The organism is Pseudomonas sp. G(2018), from assembly GCF_005502415.1.
Classification (GTDB): domain Bacteria; phylum Pseudomonadota; class Gammaproteobacteria; order Pseudomonadales; family Pseudomonadaceae; genus Aquipseudomonas.
On the sequence record NZ_SCOO01000021.1, the window covers coordinates 48,673 to 64,088 of the forward strand.

Sequence of the window (15,416 nt, forward strand, 5' to 3'; positions counted from 1 at the left end):
GAATCCGATGCGTGTGTGGTTTTTGAGTGCTGGCCTGGCCTTGATGTGCATGGCCCAGAACGCAGCGGCGGGTACTGTCCTGATCGTTGGCGATAGTATCAGCGCCGGTTTCGGACTGGATACCCGGCAAGGGTGGGTGTCTTTGCTTGAGCAACGGCTTAAACGCGAAGGTTTTGACGATAAAGTGGTCAATGCATCCATCAGCGGCGACACCAGTGCCGGAGGCCAGGCGCGGCTGCCGGCGCTGCTTGCAGAGCATAAGCCGGAGCTGGTCATCCTCGAGTTGGGCGGTAATGACGGACTGCGCGGGTTGCTGCCCACGCAATTGCAACAAAATCTTGCTTCGATGATCGACAGCTCTCGCGCCAGCGGTGCCAAGGTGTTGTTGCTGGGCATGCAGTTGCCTCCCAATTATGGTGCGCGTTACACCAAGGCCTTCGCCGAGGCCTACAGCAATGTTGCCCAAGAGAAAAAAATCCCTCTGGTTCCGTTTTTCCTCGACGGCGTGGGCGGTCATCCCGACTTGATGCAGGCCGATGGCATACACCCGGCTGCCGGGGCCCAGGACAAGTTGCTGGAAAATGTCTGGCCTACGCTAAAACCGCTGTTATGACACTTTTCTAGGCGCGGGCTTTCGGCTAAGGTGGCGCCCCCGATTTGGAGCCCCCGATGCCGCGTCCCGCCTGGTCACTATTTGCCTACCAACTGATCGAGCCTGATGAACAGCTGGACCTGTTCGCCTGCCAGGAAGTGCGGGTGCATCTGGTGACTCGTCAGCTGGAGCTTGGCGGTTCGGCGGACCGGACCTTGTGCGGCAGTCTGTTGCCGGCACAGCCACGATGGTCGAGCGTCGACCGCCGGGTGTTCCAGGACCAGCGCCTGTGCTCATTGTGCCGGGCCATTCTCGAGTCGCAAAAGCGCGGTACCTCGCCGATCTGGCCGGAGCTGCGGTTCGAGCTTTGAGGCCTCAAAGGTAGCTAGCTATCGGCTCGCTCCCCGAAATTACGGATGGCGGTGTACAATCTCGTTCTTATACCTCTGTCGATCATGCGAAGGATTTTCCGGATGTTGCCGCGCTTTCCTGCCGTCACCCGCTGCCTGTCCCTTGCCGCACTTTGTGTGGCAGGCCCCGTAGCAGCATTGGAGTTACCCCTGCCACCGCCTGGTGAAGACATCATCGGCCAGGTGCAAGTGATCAAGGCCAAGTACGAAGATACCTTCGCCGACCTTGGCACCGCCTACGACCTGGGCTACTCGGAAATGGTCGCGGCCAACCCGGGCGTCGATCCGTGGTTGCCGGGTGCCGGCACGGAAATCGTGCTGCCGACCCGCTTCATCCTGCCGCCAGGCCCACGTGAAGGCATCGTCATCAACCTGGCCGAGTACCGCCTCTACTACTACCCGAAAGGCCGGAACGTGGTGTACACCTTCCCGCTGGGTATCGGTCGTGAAGGCTGGGGCTCGCCAATTGCCCACACCAGCATTATCGCCAAGACGCCGAACCCGACCTGGACGCCTCCAGCATCGATCAAGGCCGAACACGCCGCCGATGGTGATCCACTGCCCAACGTAGTGCCGGCAGGCCCGGATAACCCGCTGGGGCCGTTCAAATTCACGCTGGGCACCCCTGGCTACCTGATCCACGGTTCGAACAAGAAATTCGGCATCGGCATGCGCACCAGCCACGGTTGCTTCCGCATGTTCAACAACAACGTGCTGGAAATGGCCGGTATGGTGCCGGTAGGCACGTCGGTGCGCATCATCAACGATTCGTACAAGTTCGGCGTGAGTGGCGGCAAGGTTTACCTGGAAGCGCACACGCCACTGGACGACAAGGGCAACCCGTCGGTGGTCGACAAGCACACGGCGGTCATCAACGCGATGCTCAAGCGTGAGGACATCACCAACAACCTGCGCATGAACTGGGACGTGGTGCGTGACGTCGTCGCGGCTGAAGACGGTCTGCCGGTGGAAATCGGCGTGCCCAGCAATGCCGCCCCGATGGTGACCAGCGCGCCACTCGATCCGCTGCAATAATCCTTGAAAAGAACCCGCCGATGCTTGAAGTGCCGGCGGGTTTTTTCATGCCTGCACGAAACGGCGGGCAATAAAAAAGCCGACCCAAAAATGGGTCGGCTTGATAACAATCCCGAAGGACTATTACTTGCGGCTAGCTTTTTCCAGCATGCGCAGAGCACGCTCGTTAGCTTCGTCAGCAGTCTGTTGTGCTTTTTGAGCAGCAGCCAGAGCTTCATCAGCTTTACGGTAAGCTTCGTCTGCACGAGCTTGGGCGCGAGCTGCTGCGTCTTCAGTAGCAGTCAGACGTGCTTCGGTTTCTTTCGATGCGCTGCTGCAACCGGTAGCCAGAACTGCGGCCAGAGCCAGAGCAGAGAATTTCAGAACGTTGTTCATCGTGTTCCCCTTCAAGGACTTTCTATTAAGTGGCTGTCTCCTCCGATTGAGGAAATAGCCGGCGTACATACTACCCATTACTTGTCGTAAGTAAACTGACGTAAAGCAAGAAGCAAAAAAAATTGTAGGCGTTGATTCTTTTTCGAGCAACTTTTAACTGCATTGTTTAAAAAATATCCAGCTGGGAGGCCCGAGATGAGCGAGCCGGGGAAGAAAAGTTCCCCGCGCCCGGCGCTCTTTTTCCGGTCTTGGCTAAAGTCCGTCTAGATGGATTCGTCTACACTTTTGTTCGGATTTTGCGCGATGCCTCTCATATCTTTCTCTATGTTCTGGTGACTTTAAGAACGGGCGTTCGTCTCAAGTCTCAACATCCGGCAATGTTCAGGCTGACGCCCCCGGGGAGACCCTTGGGCGAGCCGTTCCTGCGTGACCCGGAGCAGCACCCCGCCAACAAGCATGATGACGAGCGTACCTTGAGCATTTCTGCCAATGGTGCCTACTATTTGTACGTGCTCGGTTGCGCGAGATCGGTGTAGCTCTTCTCGGTGTCCATTCAGGCACGGGGTGGCGTAGTTGTTCCTTCGCCGGAAAAACATCGGTAAGGTAGGGGTCGGAATTCAAGACCCGCGAGGAGTAGTGATGAGCGAGGCGTTGTCCATCCACCATGACCAGGCTGGTCATCAGTTCGAGACCAATGTGGACGGTCATCGTGCCTACCTGACTTATATGGATCTGGGGAAACAGACTCTGGATATCTACCGCACGTTCGTGCCCAACGCATTGCGCGGTCGTGGCATTGCCGCGGCACTGACCGAGAAGGCGCTGGAATACGCCGAGGAAATGGGCTACACAGTCATTCCATCGTGCTCCTACGTCGAGCGCTACATGGAGCGTCACCAGCGGCATGCGGCCAAGCTGAGCCAATGATCTTCAGCTAAACGAACACATAAAAAAACGCCGGGCAGTGCCCGGCGTTTTTTTGTCTGCGCTTTTATCTACATCGAGCGTCGATCAGGTGCGATCGCGTTTAGGTAGCACATCCTTGAGCTTGGCATGCATGCTGCGCAAGGTGTTCTCGGTAGCGGTCCAGTCGATGCAGGCATCGGTGATCGACACGCCGTATTGCAGGTCGGCGAGGTCTTTCGGAATGGCCTGGCAGCCCCAGTTCAAATGGCTTTCGACCATCAGGCCGATGATCGACTGGTTGCCTTCGAGAATCTGGTTGGCGACGTTCTCCATCACCAGCGGTTGCAGGGCCGGGTCCTTGTTGGAGTTGGCGTGGCTGCAATCGACCATGATGTTCGGCTTGATCTTCGCTTTGTTCAGCGCTTGTTCGCACAGGGCGACGCTGACCGAATCGTAGTTCGGCTTGCCGTTGCCACCGCGCAACACGACGTGGCCGTAGGCGTTGCCCTTGGTGGTCACGATCGACACGCCACCTTCCTGGTTGATGCCCAGAAAACGGTGCGGGCTGGAAACCGATTGCAGGGCGTTGATCGCCACGGTCAGGCCGCCGTCGGTGCCGTTCTTGAAGCCGACTGCCGAGGACAGGCCGGAAGCCATTTCACGGTGGGTCTGGGATTCGGTGGTACGCGCGCCGATGGCCGACCAGCTGATCAGGTCCTGCAGATACTGCGGGGAGATCGGGTCCAGGGCTTCAGTGGCGGTCGGCAGGCCCATTTCGGCCAGGTCCAGCAGCAACTGACGACCGATGTGCAGACCGTCCTGGATCTTGAACGAGTCGTCCAGGTAGGGGTCGTTGATCAAACCTTTCCAGCCGACGGTGGTACGTGGCTTCTCGAAATACACGCGCATCACCAGATACAGGGTATCGGAGACTTCAGCGGCGAGTACTTTCAGGCGCTCGGCGTATTCGTGGGCGGCCTTGATGTCGTGGATCGAGCAAGGCCCGATGACCACGAACAGACGATGGTCGGTGCCATCAAGAATGTTGCGAATGACTTCACGGCCCTTGGTGACGGTGCGCAGGGCGGCGTCGCTCAGGGGGATGTCACGCTTGAGCTGATCGGGGGTGATCAGCGTCTCGTTGGAGGCGACGTTTAGGTCGTTGATCGGTAAATCAGCCATCGTTTACTCGTCAGGTCACGGGTGCCGGCCGCCAGCGAACCCGCGCGGCGGAGCACAGCAAATTAAGCGCGTCGGGGACCCGAACCTTAGCGCGTTACACCGTGGCTCGACAATGGGCAAGCGCGGCTTTAGCGGGCATTCTCGAGGAATTCCCGCCTGTGAAAGAACGTTAATCCTGCATTGATTGTGCAAATGCCCGGTGGACCGTGTCGTGAGAGAACTCGTCGGCATGTTCCTGGACCCACTCCAGCGCCAGCGCCTGCACTTCCTGAAGGCCATTGTGGGCATCGTGCTGGCGGCAATAACGCTCGATCTGGCACACCTGCTCGCCCATCCGGGCACTGAACAGCGTCTGTTCGTCGAGAAAGGCAATGCCCACCAGATACCCATGCTTGCGTCGCAAGCACCAGGCCACATAGCCCAGAATGCGCAAATCGGGATTGAGGGTCGGCATGCGCACTTCAAGCGCCGTACCGTAACGCCACGCGCGGTGATAGTTGCAAGCCATGCCGCCAAGGCTGCTAGTGTGCATCTGATGCCGCGAAATACACTCGGGTGTGAATAACGTTAATTCGACGGGCACATCGTCAGGATGAGGAATAAAACGTCCCATGAACACGGACTCCATGTGTCGGCCATCTGACATTGTTTCCCCCAGTATAGTGGTCGAATTGCAGCTGACCGATTTCGACGCCGACCAACGGCTGCTGACGATGAACGGCGTTTCGCTGGTTATTTTTACCAGTGTCGGCTGCTCCAGTTGCCGTTTTGCCCGTGAGCAATTACCGACAATCGATCTGGCCGTCGATCGGCTGTGCTGGATCGATGCCGGGAACAATGGCGGGGTGGTCGAGCGTTATCAGGTCTTTCATTTGCCGGCGCTGTTTGTGGTGCGCGACGGTGAATTCTTTGGGGCATTGCATTCGCGCCTGACCGGTACCGAACTCAATCGGGCGATACGTCAGGCGTTGAGTCGAACAGCAGAGGAGTTGCCATGATGGGGGCAGTTGCCAAACCGACAGTCGGTATTATCGGGACCGGTGCAATCGGCGGTTTCTATGGAGTGATGCTGGCGCGGGCCGGCTTCGATGTGCATTTTCTGTTGCGTAGCGAGTTTTCCGCGGTGGCCGAGCGCGGGCTGCAACTTAACAGCGCCGTGCACGGCGCGCTGACGCTGAACCCGGTGCAGGCCTATGCGGCGGCTGAAGACATGCCGCCCTGTGATTGGTTGCTGGTGGGGGCGAAAACCACCAGCAACGCAGACCTGGCCCCGGCCATCCTTCAGGCCGCAGCGCCAAATGCCAAGGTACTGCTTTTGCAAAATGGCCTGGATGTCGAAGACGGCCTGCGTGAGTTGTTGCCCGATTCGCTGCATGTGCTGGGCGGGCTCTGCTATATCTGCGTCCATCGCGAGGGTCCCGGCGTCGTCACCCACCAGGCGCTCGGTGCGGTGCACGTTGGCTACCACAGTGGTCCGGCCGCCGATGGGGCGGCACGCGCCTCAATCGTCGAGGAAGGCGTCGGGCTGTTCCGTACCGCCGGCATCGACTCCCAGGCCATGGCGAACTTGCACCAGGCGCGCTGGCAAAAACTGGTCTGGAATATCCCTTACAACGGGCTGTCGGTGTTGCTGGGGTCCAGCACCACGCCGTTGATGGCCGATGCCGATAGCCGTGAGCTGATCAAGGCGCTGATGGCCGAAGTGGTCCAGGGGGCAATCGCTTGCGGTCAGGAGGTTCCGGCGGGGTACGCCGAGCATTTGTTCATGGTGACCGAGAAAATGCCCGACTACTGGCCGAGCATGTACCACGATTTTCTGCACAAGCGACCGCTGGAGCTGGACGCCATTTATGGCCGGCCTCTGGCGGCGGCAAAGGCTGCGGGATGCGAATTGCCGAGGATCGAGGCCTTGTATCGCAGTCTGGGATTTATCGATCGACGCAATCGCTGAGTCGATCAACCTGAGGGGGAAGGGCATGGCGAAGTCTATCGACGACAAACTGGTGCTGGCGATTTCGTCGAGTGCACTGTTCGACCTGAGTGAAAGCCACAAGGTCTACCTGTCGAGTGGCGTTGAAGCCTACCGGCAGTATCAGATCGAGCACGAAGACGAAATCCTCGAACCCGGGGACGCCTTTGCGTTGGTGCAGAAACTCCTCAACCTCAATGCCAGCCTCGGCCGCGCCCGGGTCGAGGTGATCCTGGTGTCGCGCAACAGCGCCGACACCGGCCTGCGGGTGTTCAACTCAATCAATCACCATGGATTGGCAATTTCCCGCGCGGCGTTCGTCGGCGGGCGCAGTCCTTATCCCTATCTCAAGGCCTTTGGCTGTGACCTGTTTCTGTCGACTCATGCCGAAGACGTGCGCAGCGCACTGGACGCCGGTTTTGCCGCGGCGACCATCCTGTCGGGAGGCGCGAGTCGTGCTGCCAGCGATGAATTGCGCATTGCTTTCGATGGCGATGCGGTGCTGTTTTCCGACGAATCCGAGCGCGTTTATCAGGCCGGTGGCCTGGAGGCGTTTCAGGCCAATGAACGTGAAGCCGCCCGCGAACCCTTGCGAGGTGGGCCGTTCAAAGGTTTTCTCGCGGCGCTGAACCTGTTGCAGCGCGAGTTCCCGGATGACGCCTGCCCGATCCGCACGGCGCTGGTGACGGCCCGTTCGGCGCCGGCCCATGAGCGGGTGATCCGCACCTTGCGCGAATGGGACATCCGGCTGGATGAATCGCTGTTCCTCGGTGGCCTGACCAAGTCGGCGTTTCTCGAAGCCTTCGCCGCCGATGTGTTTTTCGATGATCAGACCGGTCACTGCGAGTCGGCCCGGGAAGTCGTCGCTACCGGTCATGTGCCGCATGGCATAAGCAACGAGCAAAAGGTTTAAGCCCGCCGATCAACGTGTTGCGCCGGACGTCGTACTCCTCAAGGCACTGCTAAGCTGAATCAATCTCCGCCATGTTGGCAATCGAGGAGGTCATATGATTCGCTCGATGCTCTATGCCACTGACCTCGGCCTGTATGCACCTTTGGTGATGCAGCATGCCTTGGCATTGGCCCGGACATTCAATGCCGACTTGTACGTGGTGCATGCGGTGGAACCGATGGGACTGTTCGCCGAATCGGTGCTTCAGAGTTATCTCGATGAGCAGGCGCTGAACGAGTTTCACAGCCAGGGGCTGAACACGGTCATCGCCAGTATCGAGCAGCGGGTACTCGACAGTTTTCGTGAAGAGCTGGGGGACGAGGGTGAGCAGGATCTGGAGCGGATTCAGGCGGTGCGGGTGCTGCAGGGTGATCCGTCGCAGGTGATTCTCGACCAGGCGCAGAAACTCTCTGTGGATTTGCTGATCGTAGGTAGTCATAGCCATGGTGCTGGTGCGGAAACGCCGTTGGGCCGGACCGCCGCGCGCGTGTTGCAACTGTCAAAGGTGCCGGTTTACCTGGTGCCGCTGGTGCAACGTCGTCGCCAAGGGGATCGCTAGAACACGAATAGTGGGAAACTGATAAAAAGTTCTAGATTTATTCTTCAAACCATTAATATAGTTATATACCGTCGCTGATGCCCGTGGCCTCTATCTGCTTTGAGGGATTCATATGAAGCTTCAACAATTGCGCTACATCTGGGAAGTGGCGCACCACGACCTCAACGTTTCCGCTACCGCCCAAAGCCTTTACACCTCGCAACCGGGCATCAGTAAACAGATCCGCCTGCTGGAAGACGAACTGGGCGTCGAGGTCTTCGCCCGCAGCGGCAAGCACCTGACCCGCGTCACCCCGGCCGGCGAGCGCATCATTACCACCGCCGGCGAGATCTTGCGCAAGGTCGAAAGCATCAAGCAGATCGCCCAGGAATTCTCCAACGAGAAGAAAGGCACCCTGTCGATTGCCACCACCCACACCCAGGCGCGTTATGCGTTGCCGCCGGTGATCAGCAATTTCATCAAGCAGTACCCGGACGTTGCCCTGCACATGCACCAGGGGTCGCCGATGCAGATCGCCGAAATGGCCGCTGACGGCACAGTGGACTTCGCCATCGCCACCGAAGCGCTGGAGCTGTTCGGCGATCTGGTGATGATGCCGTGCTATCGCTGGAACCGCTGCGTGGTCGTCCCTCAGGGACACCCACTGACCAAACTGTCGAAGCTGACCCTAGAAGCCCTGGCCGAATATCCGATCGTGACGTATGTGTTCGGTTTCACCGGCCGTTCGAAACTCGACGAAGCCTTCAGTCACCGTGGCTTGACGCCGAAAGTGGTGTTCACCGCCGCCGACGCCGACGTGATCAAGACTTATGTTCGCCTGGGCCTGGGTGTAGGGATCGTGGCGAAAATGGCAGTCGATACCAAGCTCGACAACGACCTGGTGGTGCTTGATGCCAGCGAGCTGTTCGAATCCAGCGTGACCAAGATCGGTTTCCGTCGCGGTACCTTCCTGCGTGGCTTCATGTGCGACTTCATCGAAAAGTTCGCCCCGCACCTGACCCGCGAAGTCATGGCCAAGGCCATCCAATGCCACAACAAACAGGAACTGGAAGAGCTGTTCGACGGCGTCGAACTGCCGGTTCACTGATCAGCCCGACAGCGGCCTAGACCACCTCGGTGACAGCGAACTGTTGCCGAGCGCCCGCCACCAGAATCTCCACCTCATCGCCTTCGAACTTGCCCAGCAGGCCTTTGCCCAGCGGTGAGCGCGGGGTGATGACGGTAATGGTTTGCCCCACCAGGTCGACCTTCAGGCCCGCCGCATCCGGCGCCAGGAACAACCACTGTTCGCGGCCCTTTTCGTCTTCCAGCCCCAGCAGCGCGCCGACTTCAATGCCACGCTGCTCGTCATAAGGACGCAGGATCAGGTTTTGGCAAAGCGCCAGTGACTGCCGGATTTCTTCGACCCGTCTGGCCTGCCCGGCAGCCAGGTAGGACGCCTCCAGACCCAGCGTGTCGTACTTGTTTTCGGCAATGTTCTCTTCGTGGGTCGCGGTTTCGTAAGCGGTTTGCGCAGCGCGTTCGGCGATGTCGAGGTCAATGCGCAGCTTGTCGAGAATCAACTGGTGGATGTTTTGTTTGTTCATGATCAATCGCAGAATTGCAGGACGTTGGCGCGGCTTTTTTCGCTCGGTGCCGTCTGGTCTTGTTGCAGCCAGAACTGGCATTTTGCGTTCGACAGATTGCGGTTGCTGCTGCGCGCCTGATCGAGCCGTTGCGCCTGCTCGTTCTTGCGCAGGTTCTCTTCATACTGTTCGAACAGCGGGCTTTGTGGAGGAATGTCCGGCACCGGTTGCGTCACCACGGGAGGTTTGGCGAGCTGTTCTACCGCTGCCGCGACGGGGGCGAGTTGCTCGTTGAAAAACAACCGGGCAACGAGCCAGCAGGTCAGCGCGATGGCGAGAAAACCGAGCCACAAACCCAGGGCAATGCAGCCGGTCAATTGCAGGGCATTGAGCTGGATCGGCAACGGGCGACGAGGATTGGGACGGTAGGGCATGGCTGCCTCCTGGCGGTGGGTCGCGGGGTAGTGGCGATTGTCGCACGAAGATTAATCGTCGTCGGCTCTTCTGCACGGGGTAATTTATGCGGACAATCGCTGCCTTTGCCAACGGGAGCCTGGAATGCCTGAACTGCCTCAAATGAAAACAAACAGGCGCTGGGATATTTTTTGCACCGTGGTCGACAACTTTGGCGACATCGGCGTGACCTGGCGCCTGGCTCGGCAACTGGTTGCCGAACATGGGGTGGCGGTGCGTTTGTGGGTCGATGACCTGCGTGCCTTCGAGCGTATGTGCCCGGACATCGACATCCACATTTCGCAGCAATGGCAGCAGGGTGTCGAGGTGCGTCACTGGGCGGCCGACTGGCAGCCTGTTGAAGCCGCGGATGTGGTGGTCGCCGCGTTCGCCTGCCAATTGCCGAGCGCCTACATGGAGGCCATGGCCGAGCGGGAAAAAACACCGCTGTGGATGAATCTCGACTACCTGAGCGCCGAGGACTGGGTGGTCGGCTGCCACGGCTTGCCCTCGGTGAAGTACAAGCACGTACAGAAATTCTTCTTCTTTCCGGGGTTTCAGAAAGGCACGGGTGGCTTGTTGCGTGAAAGCGGACTGCTGGAACGACGTCGGACGTTTCAGCAAAGTCCGGAAATGCAGCGCGAGTTCCTGCAAGGTCTGGGGATAAGTCCTGCTCCGGGTGCGCAACTGATCTCGCTGTTTGCCTACGAAAACGCCGGGCTGGCCAGTTGGCTGGATGCGTTGGCGGGCGATTCGACAGCCACTCATCTGCTGGTGCCGGAAGGGCGGATTCTCGGTGATGTCGAGCGTTGGCTCGGCGTAGATGGGCTGAAGGCGGGTGCGTTACACCTACGCGATGCCTTGACCGTGCAGGTATTGCCGTTCGTCCGACAGGACCAGTACGACCAGTTGTTATGGAGCTGTGATTTCAATGCCGTGCGCGGCGAGGACTCGTTTGTTCGTGCCCAGTGGGCCGGCCGGCCGTTGCTTTGGCACATCTATCAGCAGGAGGAAGACGTCCACCTCGACAAGCTTGAAGCCTTCCTGACGCTCTATGTGAAAGACCTTTCGGCGCCTGCACGCGAGGCGATCAGCGGTCTCTGGCGGGCGTGGAACGCTGGTGAGAAAATGACCGACCACTGGCAATCGACCCGCAAACACTGGCCGGAGCTGCAAAAGCACGCCGAGACGTGGTGTCTGGAACAGGCCTCACAAGCCGATCTCGCCGCAGCGCTGGTACAGTTTTATGTAAATTGGATATGATACGCGGCCTAGATTTTTGTAAATCCCATCCAAATTCGGATATTCGCAATGAAAACTGGTAAAGAACTCAAACCCGGTACCGTGATCCGTATCGACAACGATCCTTGGCTGGTTCAGAAAGCTGAATTCACCAAGTCCGGTCGTAACAGCGCGATCATGAAGACCAAGCTGAAGAACCTGCTGACCGGCTACAAGACCGAAACCGTTTACGGTGCGGACGACAAGCTGGATGATGTGATCCTGGACCGCAAAGAAGCGACCCTGTCCTTCATCAGCGGCGACTCCTACACGTTCATGGACACCACCGACTACACCATGTACGAGCTGAACGCCGAAGACATCGAAAGCGTTCTGCCGTTCATCGAAGAAGGCATGACCGACGTTTGCGAAGCCGTGTTCTTCGAAGGTCGCCTGGTTTCCGTAGAGCTGCCGACTACCATCGTGCGTCAGGTTGACTACACCGAAGGTTCCGCTCGCGGCGACACTTCCGGCAAGGTAATGAAGCCTGCCAAACTGAAGAACGGTACCGAACTGTCGGTTGCTGACTTCATCAATATCGGCGACATGATCGAGATTGATACCCGCGAAGGCGGTTCCTACAAAGGCCGTGCCAAATAAGCACTGCTTGAGGAATGAAAAAGCCCGACCATTGAGTCGGGCTTTTTTGTGCCTGTCTGAATCTACGATGAACCCTTGTGGGAGCGAGCCTGCTCGCGAAGTGGCGTGTCAGGCAATGATGATGTGTTTGGCAAACCGCTTTCGTCGGAACGCCGCCCGGAGCCGGCTCGCTCCCACATGGGGTACTGCGTTACTTCTTCAGGTGCTGCTTGAGCTCTTCGGACGCCTGCAACATCGCCGAACGCACCGCCGGCACCTGGCTCACCACGTTGAGCAAGCCGTAGTCGTGGATCATGCCGTTGTAGCGAACCGAGGTCACCGGCACACCGGCTTCGTCGAGTTTGCGGGCGTAGGCTTCACCTTCATCGCGCAATACGTCAGCGCCGGCTGTCTGCACCAACGCCGGTGGCAAGCCCTTGAGTTGCGCAGGGGTTGCCCGCAATGGCGAGGCGTAGATCTCGTTACGCTGCTTGGCGTCGGTGGTGTAGTTGTCCCAGAACCACTTCATCATGTTGCGGGTAAGGAAGTGCCCCTCGGCATACTGGTTATAGGAACCGGTGTCGAAGTTGGCATCGGTCACCGGCCACAGCAACACCTGAAACTTGATGGCCGGTGTGCCTTTGTCTTTGGCCATCAGCGCGACCACAGCCGCCATGTTGCCGCCAACGCTGTTGCCGGCCACCGCCAGGCGCTTGCCATCGACGTTGATCTCTTTACCGTGCTCGGCCACCCATTTGGTCGCGGCGTAAGCCTGGTTGATTGCCACCGGGTAATGCGCTTCCGGCGATGGCGTGTAGTTGACGAAAACCGCCGCCGCACCCGAACCCACCACCAGGTCACGAACCAGCCGCTCGTGGGTCGGGAAGTCTCCCAGTACCCAGCCGCCACCGTGAAAGAACATGAACACCGGCAGCTCGCCTTTGACCCCAGCCGGCCGGACGATGGTCAGGCTCAGCGGTTGGCCGTCGACCTGGATGGTCTTCTCGCTGACATCGGCTTTCGGCAGTGTCAGTTTCACCCCGGATTGCGCACCCACCAGCACGGCGCGGGCCTCCTTGGGCGTCATCTGTTCCATCGGTTTGCCGGTGCCGGCGTTCAGCACATCGAGAAACGCCTGGGTGTTGTGTTCAACGTCGCCGGCAAATGCGCTGTGGACGGACAGGGCGAGGAGGGTACCGGTCAAGACTTTGCTGAAAGTGTTCATGTTCATTTCCTGTTCGGGCCTGAGTCGATAACTGAGGTTAGATGGTTACGTGCAGACGTACTTCGACGTTGCCACGGGTGGCGTTGGAGTACGGGCAGACCTGGTGGGCTGCATCGACCAATGTTTGCGCATCGGCTTGTTCAAGACCCGGCAGGCTGATGTGCAGGTCGATGTCCAGACCGAAGCCGCCAGGGATCTGGCCAATGCCGACATGGGCAGTGATCGAGGCGTCGTCCGGGATTTTGCGTTTGGTCTGGCTGGCGACGAACTTCAGTGCACCGATGAAGCAGGCGGAATAGCCGGCTGCAAACAATTGCTCAGGGTTGGTCGCCGCGCCGCCAGCACCGCCGAGTTCTTTCGGGGTGGCGAGTTTGACGTCGAGAATGCTGTCACTGGAAATCGCACGACCGTCACGGCCACCGGTGGAAGTTGCGATTGCGGTGTAGAGAGTTTGCATGGTGAAAGCCTCGTTCGGGATTTGATTGTTTCGCGCTAAATGTTTGCGCGCTAAGTAAGTGCGAGATAAATGTATCGCGCAAATAATTAGCGCGCAAGATAATTTTTTGAAAAAATGAATTCAACCAACGCCACGATGCACAGACGTCGGCTGGAAGTATTGATTTAGAGCTGTTGGAGGGGGTTAACTAATTTTTTTTTGGGGGGGGCGAAGTTTGAGCCTCAGACACAATCCCTGTGGGAGCGGCGGTGCGACGATCCCACAGGGATGGAAGGTGTTCTTTAGTTCAGGCTGTCTTGCAAATGCCGCCGCAGCTCTTGCAGTTCCGCTTGCAGTTTTTGCAGCCGCTCCAGGGTCATGCCGCTGGCGCCGAGGATGCATTGGGGAATGCCCCGCGCCTTGTCGCGCAGGGCGCGGCCTTGTTCGGTGAGCTCGACGATCACCACGCGCTCGTCTTCACGGCTGCGGGTGCGACTCAGCACACCTTCGGCTTCCAGGCGTTTGAGCAGCGGGGTGAGCGAGCCGGGGTCGGTCAACAGGCGAGTGCTGATTTCGCCTACGGTAAGGCCGTCCTGCTCCCACAGCACCATCATCGCCAGGTACTGTGGATAAGTCAGCCCCAAGGCCTGCAACAAGGGCTTATAGACTTTGGTCATCATCAGCGACGTGGAATGCAGGGCGAAGCAGGCCTGGTTATCCAGAAGCAGGTCGTCGCAGTTGTCCGGGGTGTTGCGCTCGGTGGTCATTTCGAAGCCTTGATCAATGATCGTCATGAATCTAGCGGGCAAATCTTTAATGCACCAGACAATTCTAGACTAGTGGTGGTCCAGGTGCGTTTGCAGCACCAGATCCCACGGCGGGATCGGGCTGAAACGGGTTTTCAGGTATTCCAGCAGCAGTCGACTGCGGGAATTGGGTTGCTGCTCCAGCCGCAGGGCATAGATCCCGGCGCTTTCCGGTTTGGGTAAGCCGCGTTCGCAGAACAGCGGCAACAGTTCGCCGCGCAACAGGTACTCACTGGCCAGCCACGTCGGTAAGTGCGCGATACCCAGGCCGGCCAGCGCGCCGCAGACCAGTGCTTCGGCATTGTTGGCGCTCATGCGCACGCGCGACGGGCGATGCAGTTGCATCTGACCATCGCGCTCGAAGCGCCAGGCGAAGGGCGGGGCAAGTCCATCCCAGTCCAGGCCGTCGTGCTCGCTCAACTGCGCCGGATCACTTGGCACGCCGCGGCGCTGCAAATAGTCGGGGCTGGCGCAGGCAATGCGCACCATGCTCGCCAGCGGCGTCGCCACCAATCGGGTATCGGCCAACAACCCGGCGCGTAGCACCAGATCCACCTTGCCCAGATTCAAGCCCTGCATGTCGACAAAGCTGTCGATCAAGTGCAGTTGCACATCCAGGCCTGGGTAGAGCATCAGAAAATCGGCAATCACCGGCGCCAGATGCCGTCGACCGAAGGCAGCCGGCGCATCCACCCGAATCAAGCCTTCCGGTGCGCTGCTGAGGGACACGGCCTCGGCCCTGGCCAGGCGCAACTCGGCAACGATCCGTCGCGCGCGCTCGGCAAACGCCAGGCCCGCCGGCGTCGCGCGAACGGCATGGGTGCTGCGAATGAACAGCTGGCTGCCGACGGCACTTTCCAGGCTGTCGATACGCCGGGCCACTGCCGAAGGGGTCAGAGGGTGGCGACGTGAGGCGGCGGAAAAACTGCCGGTTTCCAGCACGTCGAGAAAGAGACCCAATTGGTCGGTCAGTTGATTGGGATTCATGGTGTGCTCAATGCTTGTGCGAAGTTGGCATAGCCATTGTGCGTTGCTGTGCGTTTCCCCGCCAGCAGCATCTGCGTAGGATGAAACGCCTGACGTGATGGGGA

20 protein-coding genes are annotated in these 15,416 nt (G+C 59.0%); 11 read left to right on the plus strand and 9 right to left on the minus strand.

The window, feature by feature from the left end:
* The first annotated feature begins 7 nt into the window (after positions 1 to 7).
* The 3 genes from FFS64_RS19475 to FFS64_RS19485 all read left to right on the plus strand — a co-directional run bounded on the left by FFS64_RS19475 (position 8) and on the right by FFS64_RS19485 (position 2,037).
* Complete coding sequence (locus FFS64_RS19475; RefSeq protein WP_137806759.1) at positions 8 to 613, plus strand: arylesterase; 606 nt, start codon at positions 8 to 10, stop codon at positions 611 to 613.
* Positions 614 to 669: 56 nt separating this feature from the next.
* Positions 670 to 963 (plus strand): hypothetical protein, encoded by a 294-nt coding sequence (locus FFS64_RS19480; protein WP_003226812.1) that lies wholly within the window; start codon positions 670 to 672, stop codon positions 961 to 963.
* Between the two features lie 102 nt (positions 964 to 1,065).
* Positions 1,066 to 2,037: a L,D-transpeptidase family protein gene (locus FFS64_RS19485; protein ID WP_137806760.1), complete on the plus strand. Its 972-nt coding sequence runs from the start codon at positions 1,066 to 1,068 to the stop codon at positions 2,035 to 2,037.
* Positions 2,038 to 2,160: 123 nt separating this feature from the next.
* Here the strand turns inward: FFS64_RS19485 and oprI are convergent, their stop codons facing one another.
* The gene (gene oprI / locus FFS64_RS19490) at positions 2,161 to 2,412 is read right to left on the minus strand and encodes an outer membrane lipoprotei OprI (protein WP_011335311.1); all 252 of its coding nucleotides are present in this window, start codon (positions 2,410 to 2,412) and stop codon (positions 2,161 to 2,163) included.
* Positions 2,413 to 3,051: 639 nt separating this feature from the next.
* Between oprI and FFS64_RS19495 the strand changes: the two genes are divergently transcribed.
* A complete protein-coding gene (locus FFS64_RS19495; protein WP_008057026.1) occupies positions 3,052 to 3,339 on the plus strand; it encodes a GNAT family N-acetyltransferase in 288 nt (95 codons plus the stop codon).
* An 84-nt stretch (positions 3,340 to 3,423) separates the two neighbouring features.
* Here the strand turns inward: FFS64_RS19495 and FFS64_RS19500 are convergent, their stop codons facing one another.
* Positions 3,424 to 4,500: a 3-deoxy-7-phosphoheptulonate synthase gene (locus FFS64_RS19500; RefSeq protein ID WP_095196788.1), complete on the minus strand. Its 1,077-nt coding sequence runs from the start codon at positions 4,498 to 4,500 to the stop codon at positions 3,424 to 3,426.
* A 169-nt stretch (positions 4,501 to 4,669) separates the two neighbouring features.
* Positions 4,670 to 5,113 carry a PilZ domain-containing protein gene (locus FFS64_RS19505; RefSeq protein WP_137806761.1) on the minus strand — a complete coding sequence of 148 codons (444 nt, stop codon included), beginning with the start codon at positions 5,111 to 5,113 and terminating at the stop codon, positions 4,670 to 4,672.
* Between FFS64_RS19505 and FFS64_RS19510 the strand changes: the two genes are divergently transcribed.
* The 5 genes from FFS64_RS19510 (at position 5,112) to cysB (ending at position 9,067) form a co-directional block, all read left to right on the plus strand.
* The gene (locus FFS64_RS19510) at positions 5,112 to 5,498 is read left to right on the plus strand and encodes a co-chaperone YbbN (RefSeq protein WP_137806762.1); all 387 of its coding nucleotides are present in this window, start codon (positions 5,112 to 5,114) and stop codon (positions 5,496 to 5,498) included. The two genes, FFS64_RS19505 and FFS64_RS19510, sit on opposite strands and share 2 nt — an antisense overlap.
* Positions 5,495 to 6,451 (plus strand): putative 2-dehydropantoate 2-reductase, encoded by a 957-nt coding sequence (locus FFS64_RS19515; protein ID WP_137806763.1) that lies wholly within the window; start codon positions 5,495 to 5,497, stop codon positions 6,449 to 6,451. The genes FFS64_RS19510 and FFS64_RS19515 overlap by 4 nt, the downstream gene beginning before the upstream one ends.
* Positions 6,452 to 6,476: 25 nt before the next feature.
* The gene (locus FFS64_RS19520; RefSeq protein WP_137806764.1) at positions 6,477 to 7,382 is read left to right on the plus strand and encodes a 5'-nucleotidase; all 906 of its coding nucleotides are present in this window, start codon (positions 6,477 to 6,479) and stop codon (positions 7,380 to 7,382) included.
* Positions 7,383 to 7,476: 94 nt separating this feature from the next.
* Complete coding sequence (locus tag FFS64_RS19525) at positions 7,477 to 7,980, plus strand: universal stress protein (protein WP_137806765.1); 504 nt, start codon at positions 7,477 to 7,479, stop codon at positions 7,978 to 7,980.
* Positions 7,981 to 8,092: 112 nt separating this feature from the next.
* On the plus strand, positions 8,093 to 9,067 hold the full coding sequence (cysB, locus tag FFS64_RS19530; protein ID WP_008057010.1) for an HTH-type transcriptional regulator CysB: 975 nt from the start codon (positions 8,093 to 8,095) through the stop codon (positions 9,065 to 9,067).
* A 16-nt stretch (positions 9,068 to 9,083) separates the two neighbouring features.
* Here the strand turns inward: cysB and FFS64_RS19535 are convergent, their stop codons facing one another.
* Both FFS64_RS19535 and FFS64_RS19540 read right to left on the minus strand, forming a co-directional pair.
* Entirely contained in the window at positions 9,084 to 9,566 is a 483-nt protein-coding gene (locus tag FFS64_RS19535) for a GreA/GreB family elongation factor (RefSeq protein WP_137806766.1), read from the minus strand.
* A 2-nt stretch (positions 9,567 to 9,568) separates the two neighbouring features.
* Entirely contained in the window at positions 9,569 to 9,979 is a 411-nt protein-coding gene (locus tag FFS64_RS19540) for a hypothetical protein (RefSeq protein WP_137806767.1), read from the minus strand.
* Between the two features lie 124 nt (positions 9,980 to 10,103).
* Here FFS64_RS19540 and earP point away from each other — a divergent pair, with 124 nt between their 5' ends.
* Positions 10,104 to 11,261 carry an elongation factor P maturation arginine rhamnosyltransferase EarP gene (gene earP, locus FFS64_RS19545; protein WP_137806768.1) on the plus strand — a complete coding sequence of 386 codons (1,158 nt, stop codon included), beginning with the start codon at positions 10,104 to 10,106 and terminating at the stop codon, positions 11,259 to 11,261.
* Positions 11,262 to 11,309: 48 nt separating this feature from the next.
* Positions 11,310 to 11,879: an elongation factor P gene (locus FFS64_RS19550; protein WP_137806769.1), complete on the plus strand. Its 570-nt coding sequence runs from the start codon at positions 11,310 to 11,312 to the stop codon at positions 11,877 to 11,879.
* A gap of 190 nt (positions 11,880 to 12,069) precedes the next feature.
* Here FFS64_RS19550 and FFS64_RS19555 read toward each other — a convergent pair whose 3' ends face one another.
* The 4 genes from FFS64_RS19555 to FFS64_RS19570 form a co-directional block, all read right to left on the minus strand.
* Positions 12,070 to 13,083: an alpha/beta hydrolase gene (locus FFS64_RS19555; RefSeq protein WP_095196779.1), complete on the minus strand. Its 1,014-nt coding sequence runs from the start codon at positions 13,081 to 13,083 to the stop codon at positions 12,070 to 12,072.
* 37 nt (positions 13,084 to 13,120) lie between these two features.
* Positions 13,121 to 13,540: an organic hydroperoxide resistance protein gene (locus tag FFS64_RS19560; RefSeq protein ID WP_137806770.1), complete on the minus strand. Its 420-nt coding sequence runs from the start codon at positions 13,538 to 13,540 to the stop codon at positions 13,121 to 13,123.
* Positions 13,541 to 13,821: 281 nt separating this feature from the next.
* On the minus strand, positions 13,822 to 14,286 hold the full coding sequence (locus tag FFS64_RS19565; protein ID WP_095196857.1) for a MarR family winged helix-turn-helix transcriptional regulator: 465 nt from the start codon (positions 14,284 to 14,286) through the stop codon (positions 13,822 to 13,824).
* A 69-nt stretch (positions 14,287 to 14,355) separates the two neighbouring features.
* Complete coding sequence (locus FFS64_RS19570; protein ID WP_137806771.1) at positions 14,356 to 15,312, minus strand: LysR family transcriptional regulator; 957 nt, start codon at positions 15,310 to 15,312, stop codon at positions 14,356 to 14,358.
* Positions 15,313 to 15,416 lie beyond the last annotated feature (104 nt).